Raw genomic sequence first — 24,240 nt, forward strand, 5'->3', positions numbered from 1 at the left:
TGGCCGCGGGCCTCTACACCGTGCTCTGCCAGACGGCTGACGGCCAGCTCTTCGCTCGCCGCGTAGAGGTCCAATAGCCTCCGGCGGCCGACCCGCGGCCGAGCGCCGGGGCTGGGGCATCCCCTAGCCCGCGCTCACCCGATCAATTCGACAAACCCCCTTGGCACGGCCAAGGGGGTTTTTTGATGCCCACCGTGCTGGCGAGCGAAGCCTATTAACGAAAGTAACCCGACCGCCTTCGCCCCTGGAAATCAGCGCAACGAGGCCCGTTGAGTACTGATCAACAGCCAATTTCCTGGTTATGGACGCGCAGAATTGGGAGAGGTGACATGGGTAACCCTAGCCAGCCGCGGCCCTCTACCTGAGTTGATGAAAACAGGCTTTCCGAGAGCCAAAAGCGTCTGCAACACCCAACACTGAGTTCGTCACCGGCAACCCCTCGTTTGTCACTTTTCCGAGAATAAGGATGGTATCAGGCGCGACTATTGACGTAGACCCGCTTAACACTGCACCCTCTTATACTGGTCCCCAATCTTAACTCTTTTCTTGGTAAAAAGGCTTTAACACTCCTTCTACACCCCTTGCTGCCCTTCAAAATGCTGGGCGTTGGCTTGTACCGTCAAGTAAGCGGTATTTCTAAAACATCAATTTTTAAACCTCAAAAAACACATGTGGAACAACACAAAACTCGCTTTGCTGGCTTCGCTAATCTTCGTTGCTGGCTGCAAGAAAGATAAAGATGATATTATCCCACAGCCGCCCATCCAAAATAATTCGGCTTACATCCACGACATAGACGCTACGCCGTTGTTCGCCAGGGTAAATGATGCCACGGGCCGCACCAGTGAGGAGTTTATCCGGGCGGTTGGCCGGCCGGCCCGGTTTCTAACTGACTTTTACGGCTACCAGGCGCTGCGGCTGACCTCGCCCGAACGGATCAAGCGGGATTTCGTTCCCAAATACGCGCAGGTGGTTCGGGAGGATAACAACGTGCTGGAGTTAAAATTCAATAGCGGCTGGAACGGCACGTTTTACAGCAACACCGCGATGAGGATCAGGGCGTTTAACACCTACACTGTTCCCATCGACCATTTTTACGCGAGCGGAGCGACTTTTAGGGATTTTCTGCCCCGCCTGGAAGAGTTCCGCGACATCATCCGAAGGGAAGGGCTCGAATCCAGGTATTTGATTCCTAACCCGGATTACGAGTTGGAGCTTGATACTGAAGCTAAATTGCCTCAGCTGAGACCCGCTCCCGTTATCAGAGGAGATGAGATAAACACGTTTCCCTCACAAACAAACGCCATACTTATATTACCGGATGAGCACGGTAATGAGTCGATCTATAACGGGTTGTATACTGCTCTAAGCAATGCCGATATCTACGATTGGTTTGCATTAGAAATGATGAACGAAAGGCTACAGGGCGATGTGAATACCTTCTTGTCGGCCCCGGAAGGCAGTGACGCTTTTCTCAAGGCTAAAAAAGCCCTCCTGGATTACTACGACACGGCCTGGAACCAATATTTCCCAGGAACGCGGGAGAACAACAATTACTTCCGCCTGATTGACTTAGCCCGGCGGAAAGGTAAGCGGGTCTATGCGCTCGAAAAAGTCGACAATCTCAATTTCTTTTTCCGCTACGGAGAATTCCCTTTTGGCCTCTACGTTCGAAATAATGGCTGGGCCAAGAACCTCCCGGCAACGGGAAGGGGCATTGTTTTCGGGGGCAGCGCGCACTTTGAGGGGCCCGGTGCCGTCAACACGCAGGATTTCGTGCACCTCTATCACCCAGAACTCCGCATCTACAAGAATTGATGAGCGGCTGCGGCATTCGGAACGCCCCCGCAGCACGAGGCCCAAACACTATCTGAACGGCTCCATCATTGGCCCGGCTTGACCGGTCAGGCCGGGCCAATGATAAATACTAGAGCGGTTGGGATGCTGGTAAACAGCCCGGCAAGTGCCGGGCGCTTCTTGCCCAGCAGCCGGCGGCTGACTCATTTTTCCACTACTTGCTTTTCCTCACATGTTTCGCTTTTACTGCTTGGTGGCTGTTTTGCTGCTGACAACCGCTGGCCTTTGGGCGCAAACTCCCACTATCCGCCCGGCTTTCGCAGATTTAACCCATGACGCGGCGGCCAGCTGTGCCAAGGGGCACCGGCAAGCAGCCCAGCGCGGCCCCACAACCACCGTACGCCATCGCCAGAAAATGGACCGCTACGATGTGACTTACTACAAGCTGGACCTCGCTCTGGAAAACAACTCGCGGGACGTGAGCGGCAACGTGCGCCTGCTGGCCCGGAACCTGGCCCAGCCGCTCGATTCGGTAGCCTTCGAGCTGTACCCGACTTTCACCATCGACTCCGTGGTGGTAAACGGGCGCCGCTCGCCGGGCTTGCGCCGCGCCGGTTCCGACGTAACGGCCCGGCTGCCGCAGGTAGTGCCCGCCAACACCCTGTTCAGCGCCGTGATCTACTACCGGGGCACCGCGCCCAACGGCAGCTCGCCCGGTAGTGAGAACGCGCTCAGCACTCAGCTGGTCTCCGAGTTTGGCGTGAACGTCACCTGGAGCATCTCGCAGCCCTTCGCGGCGCACGAATGGTGGCCCTGCAAACAGGTGCTGACCGACAAAGCCGATTCGCTGGATGTGTGGGTGACGACGAGCAGCGCGAACAAAGTCGGCTCCAACGGGGTGCTGACGCGCGTGACGCCGCTGCCCAACGGCAAGAGCCGCTATGAGTGGAAGCACCGGGCCAAGCCCATTGCCTACTACCTCGTGTCGGTGGCCGTGGCCCCGTACGTCGAGTACGTCAACTACGCCCACCCGGCCGGTGGTCCTCAGATTCCCATCGTCAACTACGTCTACAACCAGGCCGCCCTGGAGAGCTACCGTGAGCAACTGGACTACACGCCGCTGCTGCTGGAAAACTTCTCCAGCCTGGTGAACCTCTACCCGTTTGCCTCGGAGAAATACGGCCACAGCATGGCCCCCATCGGCGGCGGCATGGAGCACCAGACCATGACCACGCAGGGAAACTTCAATGTCCTGCTCACGGCGCACGAGCTGTTCCATCAGTGGTTCGGCGATAACGTAACCTGTGCTTCGTGGGAGGATATCTGGCTCCACGAGGGGTTTGCCTCCTACGGCGAGTACCTTTCGCTGCAACGCTTCGCCCCGGCTGGTACCGACCGGGACTGGATGGACCAGGCCCACCAGCTTGTTTTGCAAAACCCCGGAGGTAGCCTCTGGGTCGCTGATACTACCGACGACGAACGCATCTTTAGTATCCGCCTTTCTTATCGAAAAGGCGCGGCGGTGGTCCACATGCTGCGCTACCTGCTCAACGACGATACCAAGTTCTTCCGGGCCCTGCGCACCTACCAAAGCACCTACAGTGGCCGCACGGCCCGCACCCAGGACTTGCAGCGCATTTTCGAGGCCGAGGCCGGCCGGTCGCTGCAGTACTTCTTTGACCAGTGGTACCGGGGGGAGGGCTATCCCACCTTCGACGTGCGCTGGAACCAGGTTGGGCCGAATTTCTACCTGCGCAGCACCGAAACCACGTCTATGCCCACGGTCACGCCCTTCTTCGACACGGACGTAGACTATACCCTGCGATTCACCGACGGCACCGAGCAAACCCTGCGCCGGCGCCAGAGCCAGCCGGTTTCCTCCTTCACGGTGCCCGTCAGCAAAGCCGTGGCTTCGGTCACCGTGGATGGGCAGCAGTGGATACTGAATGGCCCGGGCACCAGCGTGCGCGACAATACACTAGTACTGAGCACGGCCACCGCTAACCCAGCCCGGTTCACGGTATATCCTAATCCTTGCCGCGAAATCCTGCATCTGCCGGACCTGACGAGCCGGGCCAGCGCCGAAGTGAGCGACGCCACCGGCCGGGTACTGCTGCGCCAGGTCGTGGACCCGCTCAACGCGCGCATAGACACCCGTACCCTGGCGCCCGGCCTCTACCATCTGCGCCTGACTACCGCCAGCGGCGCCGCCTCCCTGGCTCGCTTCGTGCGGGAATAAAGCCAGGAGCCGAAAGCCGGAGCGGCAGTACGGCAGTTTGATCAGCGACCGCAGAGAACAGAGCAGCGGTCAGAGGTAAATACGACTCGGGCTAACAACCCGCCCCCAGCGGCAACCAGTGCTGCGGGGGGTGGGTTGTTAGCCCGAGTCGTATTCTACGCGAAATCAACCCTACTTTTGACGAAAATCCCCGCCTTATGATAGTCGTCACCGGTGCGGCCGGCTTCATTGCCAGCTGCCTTGTTTCCCGCCTCAACGCCGCCAACTTCAACGATGTGGTGGTGGTCGATAATTTCTCGATTGCGAAGAAGCTGCCCAACATTGAGGGCAAGAAGCTGCGCGAGTACGTAGACCGGGAAACGTTTTTTGAGTGGCTTGAGGCCCACCACGAGCAGGTGGAGTTCGTGTTTCACCTGGGGGCCCGCACCGACACCACGGAGATGGACCCGGCCGTGTTCGACCTGCTCAACCTGAATTACTCCAAGCGCATGTGGCAGGCCTGCGTGCGCTACCAGCTGCCCCTGGTATACGCTTCCTCGGCGGCTACGTACGGCGACGGTACGCTCGGCTACACCGACACCGACGAGGCCCTGTTCCCGCTCTACCGCCCGCTGAACCCCTACGGCGAGTCGAAAAACGACTTCGACAACTGGGCCTTGCAGCAGCCCGAAAAGCCCTATTTCTGGGCCGGGCTGAAGTTCTTCAACGTGTACGGGCCCAACGAGTACCACAAGGGCCGCATGGCCTCCGTGATTTTTCACGCCTTCAACCAGATTCAGCAAACGGGTTCGATGACGCTGTTTAAGTCGCACCACCCCGACTATACCGACGGCGGGCAGATGCGCGACTTCGTCTATGTTAAAGACGTGGTGGAAGTGTGCTACTTTCTGCTGCACCACCGGAAAGATTCGGGCATTTATAACCTGGGCAGCGGCCAGGCCCGCACCTTCCTGGACCTGGCGCTGAACACGTTCGAGGCCCTGGACCGTACGGCTGATATTCGGTTTAAAGACACGCCCGAGGACATTCGGGACAAATACCAGTACTTCACGGAAGCGGATATGAGCAAGCTCCGGGGCATTGGCTACGCGCAACCATTCACCCGGCTCGAAGACGGCATTGCCGACTACGTCCGGAACTACTTGGTACCAGGACAGTATTTGTAAGCTGAAGTTTTTAGCTTGCGCCAGCTGTTCCAGCAGCGCTCTTCCGGTTGGGGCCAGTGCTTGGCCACGCCGCTAGCCGTTCCATTGCTTTCCTCAATCTTTCGCTCGCTGTGAATCAACCTGCTCGTCCTGTTATCACCATTGTGGGCGGCGGCTTCGCGGGCACAGCGCTGGCCTTACAGCTGCGGCGCCAGCCGGCCCTGGCGCAGGCTGCTATTCATCTGATTGAGCCCCGGGAACTTCCCGGCCCGGGCCTGGCCTACACCGCTCGCCGCCCCGAGTACCTGCTCAACGTGCGCCCGGGCGCGCTGAGCCTGTACCCGAATGCTCCGCAGCACTTTGCCGATTGGCTGCGCGGCCAACCCGAAAGCACGGCCGGCGTGCCCGAATTTGCGCCCCGGTCCACCTACGGCCGCTACCTCAGCGAAGAGCTGCTGGCGGCGCTAACTGCTTCGCCGACCGCGGAGGCGGGCGGCTTGTGCTGGCACCGCACCACCGCCGTGGTGGCCCCGCTCCGGGCCGATGGCCGCCGTGCCGTGCTGCTGGCCAACGGCACAACCCTCGTGAGCGACTTCGTGGTGCTGGCCCTGGGTAACTTCCCGCCCCCGCCCCCGGCCGGACCCGACCACCGCTACCTGCACCACGACGCTTACCATGCCGACCCCTGGGCCGCCGGTAACCTGCGCCGCATCGGGCCCGACGACTCGGTGCTGCTCATTGGCTCGGGCCTCACCGCCATCGATGTGCTGCTGGCCCTGCGCAAAGACGGCCACCGGGCGCCGGTGAACGTAGTAGCTCGCCACGGCCGCTGGCCGGCCGCGCACGGCTCCGCTACGGCCTCTTACCCCAACTTTTACCCGGAACTGGCCGCCGAAACTACCGTTACCGGCGTGCTGGCCGTATTCAAGCGGCACTTGCGCCGCGCTGCCGCCGAGGGCATCGATTGGCGGCCGGTGATGGACGCGCTGCGGCCCGACTTAGGGCGCATCTGGGCCGCTTGGCCCCTAACCGAACAACGTCGGTTTCTGCGCCACCTGGCCGGTTTGTGGGCCGTGACGCGCCACCGCAGCCCCCCCGAAAACGCCGCGGCCCTGGCTGAGCTCACAGCTGCCGGGCTGGTGCAGCTGCACGTGGGCACGGTGCGCGAAATCCTCCCCGACGGCCCCGTGCTACGGGTGCGGGTGCGGCCCCACGGCACCCGGGGCAGCTGGCACGTGGCCCAACACGTGGTGTGCTGCACCGGCCCCCTGCTCGACTACAGCCGCATTACCGACCCGCTCGTGATGAGCCTGCGCGATGCCGGCCACCTCACGGCCGATTCCCTGCGCCTGGGCTTGCTCACGAGTGAGTGCGGGGCCGTGCGCGGCGCCGACGGCATGACTTCAAGCACCATCTTCACCCTGGGGCCAAGCCGGCGGCCGGCGTATTTTGAGTCCACGGCGGTGCCGGAACTGCGCCAGCAGGCCGTAATGCTGGCCACCGAGCTGGCCCGGCGGGTAAGCCAAGCCCGCTTGCTGGTCCCCGGTTAGAGCTACATCTCCCTGACTCCCTTGACCCGCGAGGCGGGCCGAGGAGCGAGTTTCAACAACCTATTTATAGCAAGCACCCTGCACAGCAAGCGGAATCGAAGCAACCTAAGGCTTAATACAGTACCGCAACTTACAAAGCTGTAATCTGAAGCAAAATATTGATTCTTACCAGATAGTGACTCTAATAAATCATTAAGAAATGAAAATCCCCACCTCTGTCCAGAGATAGGGATTTTCATTTCCTGGAGTTAGTAGTTCAGAGAATGATAGTGGATTCCCGTTGATGCGCATAGCGCGGTGACCTCTCATCACCACTCGCTCAGCTGTCTATTAGCTATTACGCGGCCAAAGCCGGATAGAGCGGTAACACAGGCGCTTCAGCCGGGAAAGAGGGGCTGATGTCGGCCAAGCGAGTGGGTGCGATGGCCCGCGATTCGTCGGCGTGGCGACGCAGGGCCCGCATCAGCAAATACTTATACTTTTCGGCATCAGCCAAGGCTTGCTCGACAGCCTGTACAGCGTCGGCGTAAGCTACTACGGGCTGCAGCTCGCGGCGGGGGCGGCGGGCTTCAAAGACATTAGAAGCGAGGTATTCGGCGGCTGATTTCATGACAAAAACGCAGGTGATTTTGAGGGCGAAATGCCTTGTTTTATTAACCCCAAAGTGCTTGTTTTCATTCCTTCGACTCCTGCTTTTTGCCACTATTCAGCGAAAAAATACAGCATCAATCAATTCGATTAACATCCTGATTTTTCAAACGATTTTTAGCACGATCTTACCAAATTGTGCGCCCGACTCCAGGCGTCTCAGGGCCGCTTCGCCCGCCGCGAGCGGGAACACTTCGTCGACCTCGGGTACGATGCTTTTCTCCGTTACCAGGGCCAGCATGTCGTCGAAGTCCTGGGGGCTGCCCATGGTTGAACCCAGAAGGCTGAGCTGCTTCCAGAATACTTTGGCGGGCGGCAGTTGGGGTATGGCCCCCAGGGTGCCTCCGTAAAATACAATGCGTCCTCCCGGGGCAGCCGCGTCAAGCAGCGCGTTAAAAGGTGCCCCGGCCGCGCTGTCGATGATGACGTCGAACGGGCCACCAGCTTGCTGTAGTAGCGTTTTCACCCAGTTTTCGGCAGTGTAGTTGATGCCGCCCCGGGCGCCCAACTGTTGGGCCCGGGCAAGCTTGGCGTCGGCGCTCGACGTCACCCACACTTCGGCGCCGCGGGCGGCACAAAGCTGGGCGGCTACGGAAGCGACGCCCCCTCCTACCCCGGTTACCAGCACCCGCTCACCGGGCTGCACCTGCGCCCGGGTGAACGCCGCCCGGTAGGCCGTCAGCCCCGCCAGCGGCAGCGCCGCGGCCTGCTCAAAGGTGAGGTGCGGCGGGATCGGCCGGATGTACTGAGCGGGTAAAGTGATGAACTCGGCAAAGGTGCCGGGGTCGGGCATGCCCAGCACCACAAACTCCTTCGCCTGGGCCCGGGGGTTGTCGCCCCAGCGCAGTCCAGGGTTGATGAGGACGCGGGCTCCCACGAGGGGAGCCGTGGCGGGCACGCTTTCGCCGTGCGCAGCTACTTCCCCGGCACCGTCGGCCCCCAGGGTGCAGGGCAGGCGCAGGCCGGCGTACTGGCCTTTTTGAATCCAGACGTCGCGGTAGTTGAGAGCGGCGGCGTGCAGCTTCACCAGGATTTCGCCAGCGGCGGGCGCAGGAGTGGGAACGTCGCGCACCGTGGCAGGCTGGTGGACGGCATCGAGTTGGAGGGCTTGCATGTTTTAGCTGGGCAGTGAGAGGGTAATTACTGAATTGGCAGATCAAAACAACCGGGAATCCGGCGGCGGAAGTTAAGTAGCCCGCGCTTCTACCGGGGAGCAACGGCGAATGGGCACAAGTTGCCCGCCGCAAAGCTGCCGGGCATCAGGCAACACAAGATTACGGCAGCCCGACCTTCAGCGGGCCTATAAACGCGCAGACTGTACTCGCTATACTCGCCACATTGGGGGCTGCTGAGTTTCGGCTGCATTGGGCCATTATGGGCTTACCGCTAGCCTCACGGCAGTAGGTAGTGCAGCAAACAACCCTGCTGCCTCTTCGGACCCCGGCCCTACAAATTGGGCCTGCCATGCGAGCAGGCTCAATAAATGGGCCATTGATGGTGACCAGTACCTATGTTGCCGTTATGTCGGACAGCTACATACCTCAAGTTGCGACCTAGCCTGGTAGCGGCAGTAGGTTGGTAGTAGTTCAAAGAGACCCTGCGGTTGAGAGCCGCGTCGCGGTCGTACCCGGTAGGGCGGAAGGTTGGTAGTAATTGAAATAGGCCCTGTGGTTCAGAGCCGCGTAGCGGTGACACATTTGGCGGTTGGCGTTGGCCTGTCACCGCGACGCGGCTCTCGTTTGGCCCGGGTTGCCATTTTCTACCAACCTCCCGCCCTACCGGGTACGACCGCGACGCGGCTAGTCCGCAACTTGGGTTACGTAAATAAATCAGGCGACGCAGCTTTCTCGATTTTTGGGACTAAATTTTAAAATACCAGAGCATCTCTTTAGCGTTTTGGCTTTATCCAGTTAATAAACCCTTCGGCAGCGTCTTTGACTCTGGGAGCCAACTCATTTAAGCCCTCAGCTAATTCATTTAATAAGATCATGCACATAATAAGGTACATTAAAAAAAGGGTGACGCAAAGAATAAGAAATGCGTTTAGGTAGAAAACCCAACGAGTTTTAATCCGCCTATACATTCGATATATCAGGAAGAATGCAAACGTAGGCGGAATACTTAATACAAGGCTAAAGTGAACGAAAGTATGTTTTAGCGAAGTGGGATCAATGTCAGGATAATCTGATATTTCAAGTCCAATGGTAACACCTACACAAAATAATATAAATACAATTATTACCTTACAAAACAGGTTGAATATATTCTTCATGATTATTTCTTTTACTGTCGTTTTTCCAGGCTGAAGTTTCTCCTTGCGCCATTTAGTTACTGCTGGCCAGAACTGAGATGACTTAAACTGCTCCCTTACGACTTATAGCACTACCCCATCGTATGCATAGGTACGACGTAGGTAGCTACTTCCCTGAGCCAGAGCGAGGCTTTGTGAGGGGCGGCAAGCGGAGCAGCCATAGCCGGAGCGAGCGGTTGGGCTCTTCACCTATCTAAAAATGTTCTCAGGCTCACCACTGGCAGGCGCTAGTATTAGGGGCTCGCTCATTTGATCTCCACCGCCACTATTTGCGCCGGGCTTTTTCAGGCGGGCTGGATTAGTAATGCTCAGGGTGGGCAACCAAAAACAGTAGTTCAGCGCTGATTTTGGTGATAAAAATCGGGGAAGGAATCAGCCACAGCACTCGGTCGGGGTGAAAGAGCAGAGGCGGCAGCAAGATGGCTAATGCCGCCCAATCAACCGCGCCTAATCCCTACCGCCCTAGGCCACTCAAGGGCCCACCCTCCGCAGGGCTTACGCATGGGTTTTTAAGCCAATCAGGGCCAGGGGGCCGGCCACTAGCAGGCCGGTTGCCAGGCCACCCAGATGAGCCGCGTTATCGATATTTCCAGTTACGCCCGCCAACAGGTTGCTCAGTACCAGATACAGTACCAGGCCGAGCATGGCCCGGCGGTCAGACTTGTCGAGCACCAGCTTCTTGCCAATCAGCAGGGTCAGCAGTAGGCCGTAGAGGCCAAAGATGGCCCCGCTGGCTCCCACTGAGTTGATGCCGGCAGTGTGCCACCACAGGCTGGCGAGCCCGCCACCCACGCCACAGGCCAGGTACACCAGCACGAGGCGCCCGGGTCCCACCCGGTCTTCGACCAGGAGGCCCAGCAGCCACAGCGAAAACATGTTCAGGAGCAAGTGCGAGAGGCCCGCGTGTATGAATAAGCAGCTGAATAGGCGCCACGGCTGCCCGGGCAGCGTGAGCCCCGACACGTTGGAGCCCCAAAGCATGAGCTGGTGGCCCGTGGGCTCGGCAACCGACACACCACTCAGCACCATCAGCCCGAACACCAGCAGGTTGAGGTCGAGCAGCAACGGGGTGGCCAGGAAGCGGCGCGAAGGAATAAACAAGCCCCGCATCAACGCCCCAATGAGCTCCGGCCACGTTTCGGCAGACGCGGTGGGAACGGGCACGTGCTGGGGCGGGGCCTCGGGCAGCAGGCCCCGGCGCTTCAGCTCAGCTACGGCGGCGGCCCCCACGGCTGGTGGGTAACGGGCCGCGTTTTGGGCCATATACAGCAGCTCGGCTTCGGGCTTCTGAGCGAAGAGCTGGGCGGCCAGGGCAGCCGTGGAACCGGGCTCCGGGGTTGCGTTATTAGGGGCGGGTGCGTCCATACGAGCTGCTGGCGCAAGGAGTGCGCCAGCCTGACCAACCGGCCACTTTGCCAGTTGTTGGAAGGTCGACTAGTCGCTTTCCCTCGGCAGAGGAGGTAACAGCAGGTCAGCGCTAAGGCGCGGCAATTGGAATCGTTCAATGACCCGATGGTGAGTGATTTAGCCCTCATGGGCCATTGTCTAAGAGGTTGTTTGAGTGAATAAAAACGGTCCTGCTTCGACCAGCGGACGCCAGATAGAGCAGGGCGTTCAAAAGTGATTTTCACTGATTCAAACAGCCTCTAAGGATTTCCGCCTCCTCCATTTTCGCTAGCCTGAGTGAAAAGTAGCTGTTTCCAAGAGTATTCCGACTGTTTAGGCAGTCCTGCCGGGCGTAGCGGCGCGCGTACGGGTGTTGGCCGGCATCAACAGACCAGAGGCTGCGCCCAGCGCGCCGGCCTTGTACCCTAACGGTCCATACCCGCTAAGCAAGACTGTTGCTTCTCTCGTCTGAAAGAGGTTCTTCTCCTTCTCTCTTTACAAACGGATGTGGCGCACCATTGGCTTGTAAGGCCGGCCGGTAACCGGCGACTTGGGCAGCAGCCCCGACAGTAAGTCACTCACGTCGGCGGCGCGCCGGCGGGTTTTGTCGTTTTCGTAGGCCTGCGGGTTGTTGGCGACCAGAAGCAAATCGGCCAGCCCTTCCTGCTGCTGCTGGGCCACGCGCATCATCAAATCGAGGTGGTCAGCCATGGCGGGGCCGAACTTGTAGCTATATACCGTAGCCTTGTTCCACTGCCGCCACGTGGCACCCACGGCTTCCACGTGGCCTGGCAGCGCCGCGTTGGGCTGGCCCTTGCGGGCCTCCTCGAGCACGTACTCGGTCTGGGTTTCGGCAGCCCAGAAGCGTTTGACGAGCTCGCGGTACTGGTGCAGGGGCTGGTGGGCCTGGGTAGCGGCGGCCCGCTCGGCGGCGGGGACGCGCCGGAGCTGCTGCTCCACGACCTTCGCCACTACTCCATCGTAGTTCGGCACGACGGAGGTAACCACTTCTGTGAGCCGAGGCGGCCCTTTGCGAGGGGCAGCCAGCGGAGCAGGCGGGGCCGGAGCATTCGGGCCCTTCACCCAGTACCCTATGCCCAGCCCCACCACCAGCAGGGCGGCTACTATCAGCAGAGTCGGACTGATTGTTCTGGCCGCCCGCTCATCGACAGCGGGTGGGGCCGCGGGGCTGGCGGGGGCCGGCAGGGGCACTCCGCGCCGCCCCAATTCGCGCCGGGCCTCGTCAATCAGGCTGGGCTGATAATGCTCGGGGTGGGCAACCAAAAACAGCAGCTCGGCGTCGGTTTTTTGGTGATAAAAATCGGGGAAGGAATCAGCCACAGCAGTTGGTTGGAGGTGAAAGAGCGGAAGTAGGCAGGAAGATGGCTAACGCCGCGCAATCAGCCGCACCCAACCCCCACGCTAGCCAGCCGTACACCTTTCCACGAGCCAAAATTAGGCTTCTATCCTTCAACTTCCTTCTTTTCCAACCCGATGTCCAGCCCCCAGCAGAACTCCGACAAACCACGTCCCGACCAGGCCAGCACTGGCGGACTCACCCCATCGCAGCACGCGGACCCTGACCAGCAGGCCCGTGGCAACCCCGAAGCCGGCACCACGGCCGATGGCGCCATGCCCGAAAGCACCCAGGAAAACATGGGCGACGGGGCCGGTATCCGCGGCGAGTACGGTAACGCCAGCCAAACCAACGGCCTCGAAGGCGGCCCCAACCAGACCGACACCGAGCTAACAGGCTCGTGAGCAATAGGGACGTATAGTCTTTAGACGCGCGTGATGAGCGCGACGAGTATCCGGCTTTACGTGGTCCGGACCACCGCTAGGTATTTGTGCCTCCCCTAGTTGAACTTAGTGCCCGCGCTTGACTGGCCCACTGACCTCACTGAGCAGGTAAAGCAAACGCTGTCGGGGGTAGCGGAGCAGATAAGCGCGTACTTCCCAGCGTGGGGGTCAGGGTCGCCTGCTACAGTGGTACTCGGCGGCCCTGATGGCTTTTTATTGGCAAGTACACCCTGATATACATACTAGCTAGCGTAAGGCGTTTTAGCCGGGTTCCTACACGCTTCCCCACTGCTGCAGGAGCCCGCCCAAAAGGCAGCCGAGATAAACAGCCACGTAGACAGGCATTTCATGATGTTATGATACATAATATCAAATTGATTTAAGATGGAAGACAGCGCTGTTTTTGATAATTTAATTAATAATTACTTTTTAACCTTTTCAACCAAAGGCAACAAATTCAATAATTATAAATTATTTTCAAGCGAGAGAAAAGATAAAGTCATCGATTTTATTACCGTAGAAAATTATTATCAAATAGAGGACAATAGGTTTATATGGAGAAAGAAAAAAATATAAATTCATCGGAAAAATAACTACAATTAATAAAATTGAACTAATAAACATTATTAATAACATTGATTCTGAATGGCATAGAAATTATTTTTTCATGCCTTACAATAATACTTCAACTCTTATATTCATAAATGAAGAAGGTAGTTTTTATGTAGTTGAAGCAAAATACTTCAACACGCTGTAAAATCTCCCAATCCATGGCTGAATAAAAGGCTGTCAAAAATGAGCCTTGGCAACAAGGTTCCACAGCGTCGGACTCTGGAACAATCAATTATCACCTGCCCGACGGGCCAGGTTCTCACCTTTGCCCGTTAAGTGCGGCGCTAACGATGCCCACGCCCGGTGTCTGATTTCGGCCAACATGTTCATGAACGTGAAGCCAAGGATCTTACAACACAGGAGGAGGTTAGGAAATAGAAAGAAGAAAGTGGCGCCGAGCTTCAGGATACCTGAGCGTCGGCACCTCCATGCCTATCATAATTCAACCTTCCTGGCACCTTTCGAGGCCAGGTGTGAGTACCACTTGTTGCGCCCGCAGCACGCGGTAAAGACTGTGCGGTACCCTGGGCTATGCCATATTCTCGTAATTTGCAGCACTTAATCGTGTTGTTCATTTTATTGATGCTTCGTTTGTTCGCCCAGGGCCGCTTTCTTTTTTTGCTACTGATTATTGGCGGGCGCGGTATCCTGGCGCCAACGCAAGCCCAAACCACGGCCGACTCCACACCGCCCCCCAAGCACGAACTGCGGGGCATGTGGATTGCCACCGTCGAGAACATCGACTGGCCCAACAAGCGGGGGGCGCCCCCTGAACAGTACCGGGCCGAGTACCAACGCCTGCTCAATGCTGGGCAGCGCGTCGGCATCAACGCTGTATTCGTGCAAATCAGGCCGGCTTCCGATGCGTTTTACAAGTCTGACTTAGAGCCGTGGAGCAAGTGGCTGACCGGTACCCAGGGGCGCGCTCCGGCCAATGACGACGACCCCCTGCCCTTCCTCATTACCGAGGCCCACCGGCGCGGCATGGAGTTTCACGCCTGGTTCAACCCTTACCGCGCGTCCATGGATTCGGCCACCCACCGCCTGGCGCCCAACCACCCCTACCGCCAACACCCGGAGTGGTTTCTGCGCTACGCCGGGAAGTTGCTCTACAACCCCGGCCGGCCCGAAGTGCGGGCCCATATCACCCGGGTGATTCTCGACGTGGTGCGGCGCTATGACATCGACGCCGTGCACTTCGACGATTATTTCTACCCCTACCCGGAGCCCGGCCACGTACTTCACGACGAGGCCACCTTTCGGGACTTTAACCCCGACAGCATCGCGGACCTGGCTGACTGGCGGCGCCACAACGTGAATGTGCTCATTCACGACCTGCACGACAGCATCCGGCTGGCTAAGCGCTGGGTGAAATTCGGCATTTCGCCGTTTGGGGTGTGGATGAATAAATCAGCCAACCCACTGGGCTCCGACACCCGCGCCGGGCAGCCCTCCTACTCGAACCTGTACGCCGACTCGCGGCTGTGGCTCGAAAAAGGCTGGATCGACTACATCGTACCCCAGCTCTACTGGAGCACCAACTTCCGCCTCGTGCCCTACCCCGTGCTGCTGGAATGGTGGACTCGCAACCACTTCGACCGCCACCTCTACATCGGCCACGGCACTTATCGGATGCTGGAAAGCACCCGCTCCGATACCACCTGGCGCAACCCGCGTGAGCTGCCGCGCCAGATTCGCCTCAACCGCTCGTTCGACGAGGAAGTGGGCGGCAGCGTGTTCTTTTCGGCCAAATCGTTGGTCGCGAACCCGCTGCACACTACCGATTCGCTCCGCCAAGACCTGTTTCGCTACCCAGCGCTGGTGCCCGCCATGCCCTGGCTCGACGCCGTGCCTCCGCTGCCCGTGGCCAACCTAACCCTGCGCCGCCTCCAGCACTCCGTAACGCTGAGCTGGCAGTCGGGCCCACCCGCGGCCGACGGCGACGCGGCTACCTACTACGTGCTCTACCGCTTCGAAGCCAACGAGCGGTCGACTCCCGACGACCCGCGCCGCATTCTGGCCCTGCCCCGGCCCGCGCCCGGCTTCCCCGCCACGTACGTCGACACTACGGCCGTGCCCGGCCAATCCTACGCCTACTACGTAACGGCCGTCGACCGCCTGCACAACGAGAGCCGGCCCATGCGCGTCATCACCACCGGCGAAAAAACTACTGAGTTGGTGCTGGGTCAGGCGCCAGCCGGTAACTCGTCGTCCGACGGCTCGTCGACCGTGGCCGCGGGGCCGGGGGCCAGCCCCACCCTACCCCGCATTGTGTTTCGCCCCAACAGTGGGGATGAAGGTTCCGGACCCTCAACGCCTTTCACAAAAGTCAAATCCAAGGAGAAGCCCAAGCGGCGCGGTTTTTTTGCCCGCCTGTTTGGCTGGCTCTAGCTGGTAGGTTGAGGGTGGGCAGCTAAGTACTCGCCTGAAAATATCCATGTCATACCGAGCGCAACCAAGGTATCTGACCAGCCACAGTAATTGCTACCTGCTATTACCATTGAAGCCGAGCCTCCACCCAGCGAGGTTGTCAGGCGGTGGGGCTTAGGTTGGAACTGACGAGCCTAGCAATCAAGCGTGCATTGAGCAGAAAAGAATACTTTTAGGCGGAGTTTATCCTCTTCCAAACATTTAGCGCGACTACTGCTTCCGTACCATGTCCGCGCTGGCAGCACCTCACCACCTTCTACCTCAATTATTCATGCGTAAAAAATTATCCGGCTGGTTGCTGGGGCTCTTGGTTGTACTGGCGCTGCCTGGTCAGGCCCAAACTAAAAAGAAAGCGCCCACGGTTGCGCCCAGGTTAGCGAGTAAAGCGCCGGCTGCGCCCAAGCCAGCGGACGGGGGCACTCCGGCCGCGCTGCTCTACGCGTCGCCCCGGCAGCTGTTTCCAGGCCTGTTCGAGGCCGTGCAGTTGGGGCATGTTTTCCGCGACAACAAAACCTTTGTCGATGCCGTGCCCCGGCAACGACCGGTTACCATTATGGATGCTTGGTACCGTGAGAAAAGCCGGCCGGGCTTTCAGCTCAAGGCCTTCGTGGAAGCTCACTTCGACTTGCCGGCCGACGGGGAAGCCGTGTTCCGCAGCAACGTAGCGGCGGGCCTGCGCCACCACCTCGACACCCTCTGGACGGTGTTGGCCCGCCCGGCCGCACCGCCCGTGGACCCAAATGACTCGCTGGCCCCTTACCGCTCCCTGCTGCCCTTGCCCCGGCCCTACATCGTGCCCGGCGGCCGCTTCCGCGAGGTGTACTACTGGGATTCGTACTTTACGATGCTGGGGCTGGCCGAAGCAGGTAAAACGCAGCTCGTGCGCGACCTGACCGACAACTTCGCCTTTCTCATCAGCCGCTACGGCTTCGTGCCCAACGGCAACCGCAGCTACTACCTCACCCGCTCGCAGCCGCCTTTTTTTGCCCGGATGGTGACCCTGCTGGCCGAGGCCCAGGGCAACGGGGTGCTGCTGAGCTACCGTTCCGCCCTGGAGCTGGAATACCGCTACTGGATGCTCGGGGCCGACCAACTGGCGCCCGGCACCGCCGCCCACCGGGTGGTGCGCCTGCCCGGCGGCGCCGTACTCAACCGCTATTGGGACGAGAGCATCCAGCCCCGCGAAGAATCCTACACCGAAGACGTGGCCGCCGCCAAGCGCAGCCAGCAGCCGCCGGCGCAGTTTTACCGCAACGTGCGGGCCGCGGCAGCTTCCGGCTGGGACTTTAGCAGCCGCTGGTTCCGGCCCGGCGGCGGACTGGCCAGCATCCAAACCACCGACCTCGTGCCCGTGGACCTCAACTGCCTGCTTTACCAGTTGGAGCAAACCCTAGCTGAAGTATGCCGGGTGGCGGGCCAGCCGGCGCTGGCCCGCGAATACACGGCCAAGGCCACCCGGCGCCGCACCGCCCTGCTGGCACTGTGCTGGAATAGCCCCACCGGCTGGTTTCAGGACTATAACTGGCGCACGCGCCAGCGCTCGCCGGTGCGTACCCTGGCCGGCGTGTACCCCCTGGCTTTTGGGTTGGCAACGCCGGCCCAGGCCGCTCGGGTAGCCCAAGGGCTGAAAGCGAACTTTCTGCGGCCTGGCGGCCTGGTGACGACCCTGACCAAAACGGGCCAGCAGTGGGACGCGCCCAACGGCTGGGCGCCCTTGCAGTACCTGGCGGTTGAGGGCCTGCGCCGCTACCAGCAGCGTCCACTGGCCGATACCATTGCCCGCCGCTGGGTAGGGCTCAACCGCCGGGTGTTCACCCAAACCGGGCAGCTCCTCGAAAAGTATGACGTGGTGAATCCCAACCGCCGCGCCGGGGGTGGCGAATACCCGCTGCAAGACGGCTTCGGCTGGACCAACGGCGTGCTGCTAAGGTTCCTGGAGTGGTACGACCTGAAATAAACCATCACGTCATCCCAGCAAACAGTGGGTCGCTCATAGCCGCATAGCGAAACTTTACCGCCCCAAAGTGAACGGAACTTAACAGCGGCGGCTCCTAAACGCGTAAGGACGGCCCTGCTGAGCTGGTCGAAGCAGGAGCGACTGGCCGATACAGTTACTTCATGAACGGGTATTCAGACAAAAAGCAGGACGCTTCTCCACCGGAAGCGTCCTGCTTTTTTCATCAGTCAAGTCATGGCCTGCCTGCTCTGCCTACTGCGCCTTGATGTTCAGGCTCACCGTCACATCGGTGGCGGAAGTACGATTGATGCCGGCCACTTGTACCACGACGTACTGGTCCTGGCCGCGTAGCTTCAGGATGAGCACGTCGCCCACCACGATGTTATCGAGGGTGCTAACCTGGGCCGTGGCAGCGGCGGCGGTGTAAGCCTGCCGGATGCTGTTCAGCGTAGCCGAGGGGTACGCAGCCGCGGTAGCCCGCACCAGTCGCGTGCCTGTGCTCAGGGCTTGGAACTGCACCGCGTTGCCGCCCGTGCTGCTGATGACTAAGTCTTTGCTAGTGGCTGGACCGGCAGCAGCAACGGGCGTGAAAGTAGTCAGGTCGAGGGCGGCCAAGTCCCCGCCAGTAGCGCCGGTGTAAGTCAGCACCCGGGCCTGAGTGGTTGCCAGGGCCGTGGGAGAGCCGAGCGTGATGGGCGCGGCCGTGACCGAGCTGGCGCGGAAGCTGGGGGTGCCCAGGTAGCGGCTCTTGGCCTCGAAGCGAAATACTACATTTTGCCCGGCCGAGCCGGTGGGCAGGGCCAGGTTTAACGTTACGGAAGTGGCCGCGCCCGTTTGGGTCCCGGCGAGCGGCAGGCGCTGGCGGGCAAAGCGCCGCTCGGGGGCCCCGCCTACGCGCACGTAGGTAATGAGGCTGTCGAGGTTGTTGAAGAGAACCGCCGTGGCTGTCGGGGGTGCCGCCGGCCGCTCGGGGTAGAGATTGATGCCGTTTTCATTCAACAACAGGCTGTAGCGCACCACGTCGTTGGTCACCAGCGGGGCGCCCGCCGGGGCAGTCAGGTTGGTGGCCGATACGACGCGGACCGTGGGCGTGGCCTCCGCTACCCGAAACGGCACCGCACGCGTCTTGGTCAGCCCATTCTGGCTAACGACCACGGCCGAGAAGCGCACCCGCGCCTGATTGGGCGCGGAGGGCAGCACCACATTCACCACCAGCGTGTCGGCAAACTTGCGGCGGGAGTACGCGGCCTGACGGCCGGGCAGCGTTTGTACTACCGTCGAGTCCGGGGCGGGCTCGATGCGCTGGAAGACGCGGATTTCCTGAATGGACGCACTTTGCCCGGCGAACTGCAGCTCCAGGGGCACGGTTTCGCCGGGAGCGTACTTGGTGGCCACGCCCAGCGAATTGCTGAGCAGGGTCGGGTACCGGTCTTCGCTGCTCACGGCGTAGGGGCGCTCGTCGTTTTTCTGGCAGCTCGCCAGGAGCCCGCCCGCCACGGCCAGCACGGGCATCAGCCGTAAAAAATATTGTTGGTTGGTCATGAGGTCAAGGATGGATAAAGCGTGGGACAACGGGCGCGGCTATTGGTCCCACCACACTTTTTGGGTGAAAAATGTTGGGCTCAGGCCGTTCACGGTGCCGTCCGGGCCGGTCAGGCTGCGCACCCGGGCGGTGTTGAGCACCACTTCCCGCTCGGCCGGCAGCAAGCGCCGCGGGTACTGCCCCCCCGCGTCGGTGTTGGCGCCCGCCGGGAACGTCAGGTTGGGGTAGATGTCGGGGCTGAAGTCATAGCGCCGCATGTCGGTCCACGATTCCGGGTTCAGAAACAGGGCGATGTACTTCTGCTGCATAATGGCGCGCGGCACACCGGGGGCAGTGGGTGAAGCCAGCTCCGCCTCATTCTGGGCCACGGCGGCACTGCTCAGGTAGGCTGAAATCTGCGCGGACGTAATGACCGGAATGGGGGCCGGGGCATCGGGGGCCAGCGGTGTGGTGGTGCCGCCTACGCCAATCTTGGTCATGTGTGCCTCGATGCCCTGTTTATAAGCCAACAGCGCGTCGGTCCGCTGCCCCGCCAGAAAGGCTGCTTCGGCCTTAATAAACAGGAGCTCATGATAGGTAATAACCTCCTGGTAGCCCAGGTCGCGGGCGTAAAACGACTTGTAGAAGTCGGTAGACACATTAGTAGGCTGTGGGCCGCCGCCGCGGCCCGGATCGGCCCCGGTGCTGGTGGCAGTGGCCATCACGGGCAGGCGCGGGTCGATGACCCCAGCATAAGTCGCCCCGTTCAGAAACTTGATAAAGTTAGCGCCGTACGTAGCCGTGTTGAAGTTAGCCCGGGTGGGCCCGTAGATGTTGGTGGTGCCGGCTAGCCCCGGCCCGGGATTCACAAATAGCAGCTGGCAGTCGTCGGCCGACGACTGGAAGCCCTTGCTGACGAATTCGAGCACCTTGGCGGGGTCGTACTTACCTGCTTTTTTAGTGAGGTGCTGGAGCTGCCGCGCCTTGAGCGACCAGGCGAGGCGAATCCACTTTTGCACGTTGCCTTTGTAGAGGATGTCGCCGTTGGGGCTGGGCACGTCGGAATAAAGCGGCCGCTTGTTCTCCGCCGCGGGCTTGCTCATTTCCGCTATGCCTTCATCGAGCAGTTGCTGGATGTCGCCGTAGAGCTGCTCCTGCGGGTCGTAGGCCGGCGAAAAGTTATCATCCCGAAACGCTTCCCGGTAAGGAATGTCGCCGAGCATGTCGGTAGCATGGCTCAGAATCAGGGCCATCATAATCTTGCCCGCGCCCACGTAGTAGGGCGAGCCTTCCTCCTGGGCCTGCTTGATCATGGGTGGAATGTTGCCGCCCACCAGAAAGTAGGTGTTATTAAAGGTCGCGTTGCTGTTGGCCGTGGTCAGAAAGTACTGGTCGGCGCCCCCGGCACTGGCCGACCGGGAGGCTACGTACTGCGTGATGTAGGCCGTACGCAGGCTCGTGAGGCCCTGGATAGCCAGCCCGTTGGATATAATGCTGGGCAGCAGAAAGTTCGGCGTAGTTTCGGTGGGGCTGTTGGGGTCGGTGTTTTTATCGAGGAAGCTCTCGCAGCCGGTCAGCGCCGGACCGGCCAGGGCCAGGAACAAAATAAGAAGTAGCCTTTTCATAGAAGTCAAAGTCAAGGTCGAAAGTCAGGAAAGAGAAAACTTAGAACGTGGCGCGAATGGCCATATCGACGCCGCGGGAAGCCGGTACTCCGCCGTAGTCGAAGCCCCCCGAGCCCCCGCCCCGCACTCCGGATCCGCTGGCGGCTACTTCGGGGTCCGAGCCGGTATAGTTGGTGAAGAGCAGCAGGTTGCGGCCGGTCACGCTCAGCTCCACCCCTTTCACCACCTTCGAGTCGCCCAGCCACTTCTTAGGCAGGCCGTAGCTTAAGGTGGCATAGCGCAGGCGGGCCCAATTCACTTCTTCCACGAACATGCCGCCCGCCGCGCCCAGGATATCGCGGTAGTAAACCTGCGTGGCCTCCACGGCGCGGGTGTTGGGCACGTAGCTTACCGCCCCATTGACGGGGTCGGTCACGGCCACCACGCCGTCAATCACAATGGGCTTGTAGCGGTCGAGGGTCCGCTCGCTGATGCCCACCCGCGTGGCGTACTGGGCGGTGCCGTTGTACACCTTGCCGCCCCGCCGGAAATCCCAGAGAAACGTTAGCCCCACTCCTTTATACGTTAGCGTGTTGGTAATCTGGGTCGTGAATTTTGGGGCCCGGTCCCCCAAATAAGTGAAGGCGGCGTTCACCGTAGGGTAGCCGTTGGCGCCAATGAGCACCTGCCCACCGGGGGCGCGGTTCAGGTCGGAGCCGGCAATGCCGGTGAGGGGCAGGCCGAAAAAGGCCGCACCCTGCACGTAGTCCGATACCGACGACTCCGACTGGGCTACGATGCCCAACCCGATGGGCAGCTCGGTCCGGTTGCGGTTGGTGAAGAAGTTGGCCCCGACATCCCAGGTCAGGCCGTTCGGCTGGCGCACGGGCGTACCGCTCAGGCTCAACTCCAGCCCTTCGTTCACCACGTTCCCACCGTTGAGGTACTTGAAAACAAAGCCCACGGCCTGGCTTACCCGCGGGGCAATGAGCTGGTCGATGGTCGTTTGGCGGTACACGGCCCCGTCGAAGCGCAGGCGGTTTTTGAGAAATTGCAAGTCCAGCCCCAGCTCGTAGCTGCGGGTTTGCTCGGGCCGGAGCACCGGGTTCGAGCCGTAGAAGCCGTTGCGCAGGCCGCCCCCAATGAAGGTGTTGTTCGTCAGCGGCGACACCACGCGGTACGGGCCGGTGTCTTTGCCCACCTGGGCAATAGAGGCGCGCAGCTTGCCGTAGCCCAGCACGGGGTGTTGGTCGAGGTTCAGAGTCCGGGAGAATTCCCAGCCCACCGCCGCCGACCCGTAGCCGAAGCCTTTGCCGAAAATCTTGTTCTCCTCGGGGCGCGGCAGGGTCGAAGACCGGTCGTAGCGCCCCGACAGCTCCACGGTCACCTGCCGGAACAAGTCCAGGTTGATTCGGGCGAAGTTGCCAATGATAGTCCGCGTGGCGAAGCGCTGCAGCACGTTTTTGTTAACGGTAGTATTCTGGCTGACGAAGTTGGGGTTGTAAAAAACGGTCCCGAGGAAGTCGTTGGACCGGCTATCGTTCAGCTCCAGCGCGTTACCCAGCAGCAGCGAGCCCCGCACGTTCTCGTTGAACTCGTGCGTGAACGTAGCCAGCAGGTTAGAAGTCAGCACCTGGTTGAAGTTCACGCTTTCGGCCAGGCCGCCGTTCTGGTTGTCGGGCTGCGAAGTACCCACGGCCCGCACCGAGCGGGTGCGCTCCTGGTAAAAGTCGTTGCCGATTACGTAGTTCAGGTTTAGCCAGCTAGTCGGCGCGTAGGTGAGCGACACGTTGCTGATGAGGCGGTTCGTGCGGTCGGTCTGGGGGTTGCGGTAGATGGTAAAGTAGGGATTGTCCGGGTCGCTGCCCGCCGCTCCGCCCAGCAAACGGCGGCGGGTCCCATCCGGGTTTTCAAACACCCGGGCGTCGTCGTTGCGCGGCCAGTTGAGCAGGCTCAGGTAAAAGCCGCTGGGCTGGGCCGAGTTGCCAAACAATCCCTGGCCCTGAAACGGCCGCGCCCCGCCCGAATTGATGTAGTTAGCCGACGCCGAAGCGTTAATCTTGGGCGAAAGCTGGGCCGTGCCCGAGAGCCGGACCGACGTCTTGTCGTACTGGCTTTCCGGCACGATGCCATTCTGGATGAGGTGAGAGGCCGACAGGAAGAACGTAGCTTTGTCGGTACCGCCCGACATGGTGAGGAAGTTTTGAAAGGTCCGGCCCTTCTTAAAAACGTTGCCCAGGTTATCGTATACCGTTTCGTCGGGGCCGAAGCGCGGGCCCCACGAGGTGCGCACCCCAGGGTCGAAAACGCCCCCGGTACCCTGCTTGTATTCCCCCTGCAGCTTGGGCAAGCGACTCACCGCGTCCACCGAGTACTGGGTGCGGTAGGTAATAGCCGTGCGGCCGGCACTGCCTTTCTTGGTGGTGATGATGACGGCCCCATTGCCCGCTCGCAGGCCGTAGAGCGCCGAAGCTGCCGGCCCCTTCAGCACCGTAATGGAGGCCACGTCTTCGGGGTTGATGTCGGACGCCCGGTTGGGAGTGCCCACCGAGCGGCTGAGCGTGCCATTGAAGCCTGATCCGCCCCCCGGCACCGTAGATTCGGAGAACGAGGAATTGTCCATAATCACGCCGTCGATAACGAACAGTGGCTGGTTGTCGCCGTCGAGCGAGTTGCCGCCCCGAATAACGATGCTGGCGCCCTCGCCCGGCGCCCCCCCCGAGCTGGTGATACTCACGCCGGCCACCTTGCCCTGCAAGGCGTTCACGATGTTGGGCTGGCGGGTATCAATCAGCTCGTCGCCGCTTACTTGTTGGGCGGCGTAGTTCACCTGGCGCCGCTCCTGCTTGATGCCCAGCGAAGTCACGATGACTTCTTCCAGGGCCGCACTGCTTTCCTGCAGGACCACGTCGATGGCGCCCTCCGCGCCGACGGAGCGCTCCTGCGAGGTGTACCCGATAAAGCTGAATACCAGCACCGCTCCCGGGGCAGCCTGAACCGAGTAGTGCCCGTCGGGGTCGGTGGTGCTGCCCGTGGTGGTGCCCTTTACCAGCACGGTCACCCCCGGCAGGGGGCTGCGGTCGGCGGCCGAAGTAACGACGCCGGCCACGGAACGGACCGCCTGGGCCCAGCCGGCGGGCGCGAGCAGCACGCCTAGCAGCAGGAGCAACAGGGAATATTTTTTTTTCATAGCGTTGGGGGTTAGTAGAGGAAAAGAGAAAAATCAAGGGGCAACAAAA

At 60.5% G+C, this 24,240-nt stretch carries 14 protein-coding genes; 7 read left to right on the forward strand and 7 right to left on the reverse strand.

Annotated features, from left to right (window positions below; all coding sequences use genetic code 11):
• Window positions 1-669 precede the first annotated feature (669 nt).
• The 4 genes from IC235_RS20570 to IC235_RS20585 all read left to right on the forward strand — a co-directional run bounded on the left by IC235_RS20570 (window position 670) and on the right by IC235_RS20585 (window position 6,731).
• Window positions 670-1,818, forward strand: a complete 1,149-nt coding sequence (locus IC235_RS20570; RefSeq protein ID WP_191007097.1) for a hypothetical protein — start codon at window positions 670-672, stop codon at window positions 1,816-1,818.
• Between the two features lie 211 nt (window positions 1,819-2,029).
• Window positions 2,030-4,036, forward strand: coding sequence for a M1 family aminopeptidase (locus IC235_RS20575; RefSeq protein WP_191007098.1), 2,007 nt, complete (start codon window positions 2,030-2,032; stop codon window positions 4,034-4,036).
• 197 nt (window positions 4,037-4,233) lie between these two features.
• Entirely contained in the window at window positions 4,234-5,202 is a 969-nt protein-coding gene (gene rfaD / locus IC235_RS20580) for an ADP-glyceromanno-heptose 6-epimerase (protein ID WP_191007099.1), read from the forward strand.
• A 110-nt stretch (window positions 5,203-5,312) separates the two neighbouring features.
• Window positions 5,313-6,731 carry an FAD/NAD(P)-binding protein gene (locus tag IC235_RS20585; RefSeq protein WP_191007100.1) on the forward strand — a complete coding sequence of 473 codons (1,419 nt, stop codon included), beginning with the start codon at window positions 5,313-5,315 and terminating at the stop codon, window positions 6,729-6,731.
• Between the two features lie 337 nt (window positions 6,732-7,068).
• Here IC235_RS20585 and IC235_RS20590 read toward each other — a convergent pair whose 3' ends face one another.
• From IC235_RS20590 to IC235_RS20605, 4 genes are all read right to left on the reverse strand, one after another.
• Window positions 7,069-7,341: a hypothetical protein gene (locus IC235_RS20590; protein ID WP_191007101.1), complete on the reverse strand. Its 273-nt coding sequence runs from the start codon at window positions 7,339-7,341 to the stop codon at window positions 7,069-7,071.
• A 144-nt stretch (window positions 7,342-7,485) separates the two neighbouring features.
• Entirely contained in the window at window positions 7,486-8,493 is a 1,008-nt protein-coding gene (locus IC235_RS20595; RefSeq protein ID WP_191007102.1) for a zinc-binding dehydrogenase, read from the reverse strand.
• 1,692 nt (window positions 8,494-10,185) lie between these two features.
• Window positions 10,186-11,055: a rhomboid family intramembrane serine protease gene (locus IC235_RS20600; RefSeq protein ID WP_191007103.1), complete on the reverse strand. Its 870-nt coding sequence runs from the start codon at window positions 11,053-11,055 to the stop codon at window positions 10,186-10,188.
• Between the two features lie 516 nt (window positions 11,056-11,571).
• Entirely contained in the window at window positions 11,572-12,417 is an 846-nt protein-coding gene (locus tag IC235_RS20605; RefSeq protein WP_191007104.1) for a hypothetical protein, read from the reverse strand.
• A 153-nt stretch (window positions 12,418-12,570) separates the two neighbouring features.
• Here IC235_RS20605 and IC235_RS20610 point away from each other — a divergent pair, with 153 nt between their 5' ends.
• From IC235_RS20610 to treF, 3 genes are all read left to right on the forward strand, one after another.
• Window positions 12,571-12,837 carry a hypothetical protein gene (locus IC235_RS20610; protein ID WP_191007105.1) on the forward strand — a complete coding sequence of 89 codons (267 nt, stop codon included), beginning with the start codon at window positions 12,571-12,573 and terminating at the stop codon, window positions 12,835-12,837.
• Window positions 12,838-14,070: 1,233 nt separating this feature from the next.
• On the forward strand, window positions 14,071-15,879 hold the full coding sequence (locus IC235_RS20615) for a glycoside hydrolase family 10 protein (RefSeq protein ID WP_191007106.1): 1,809 nt from the start codon (window positions 14,071-14,073) through the stop codon (window positions 15,877-15,879).
• 310 nt (window positions 15,880-16,189) lie between these two features.
• Window positions 16,190-17,875 carry an alpha,alpha-trehalase TreF gene (gene treF / locus IC235_RS20620; protein ID WP_191007107.1) on the forward strand — a complete coding sequence of 562 codons (1,686 nt, stop codon included), beginning with the start codon at window positions 16,190-16,192 and terminating at the stop codon, window positions 17,873-17,875.
• 252 nt (window positions 17,876-18,127) lie between these two features.
• Here treF and IC235_RS20625 read toward each other — a convergent pair whose 3' ends face one another.
• Genes IC235_RS20625 through IC235_RS20635 form a run of 3 tightly spaced genes read right to left on the reverse strand, consistent with a single transcriptional unit; the run spans window position 18,128 to window position 24,191 of the window.
• On the reverse strand, window positions 18,128-19,417 hold the full coding sequence (locus tag IC235_RS20625; protein ID WP_191007108.1) for a hypothetical protein: 1,290 nt from the start codon (window positions 19,415-19,417) through the stop codon (window positions 18,128-18,130).
• 39 nt (window positions 19,418-19,456) lie between these two features.
• Window positions 19,457-21,022, reverse strand: coding sequence for a SusD/RagB family nutrient-binding outer membrane lipoprotein (locus tag IC235_RS20630; protein ID WP_191007109.1), 1,566 nt, complete (start codon window positions 21,020-21,022; stop codon window positions 19,457-19,459).
• Between the two features lie 40 nt (window positions 21,023-21,062).
• Window positions 21,063-24,191: a SusC/RagA family TonB-linked outer membrane protein gene (locus IC235_RS20635; protein WP_191007110.1), complete on the reverse strand. Its 3,129-nt coding sequence runs from the start codon at window positions 24,189-24,191 to the stop codon at window positions 21,063-21,065.
• Window positions 24,192-24,240: the final 49 nt, after the last annotated feature.

Source organism: Hymenobacter montanus (assembly GCF_014699115.1).
Classification (GTDB): Bacteria; Bacteroidota; Bacteroidia; order Cytophagales; family Hymenobacteraceae; genus Hymenobacter; species Hymenobacter montanus.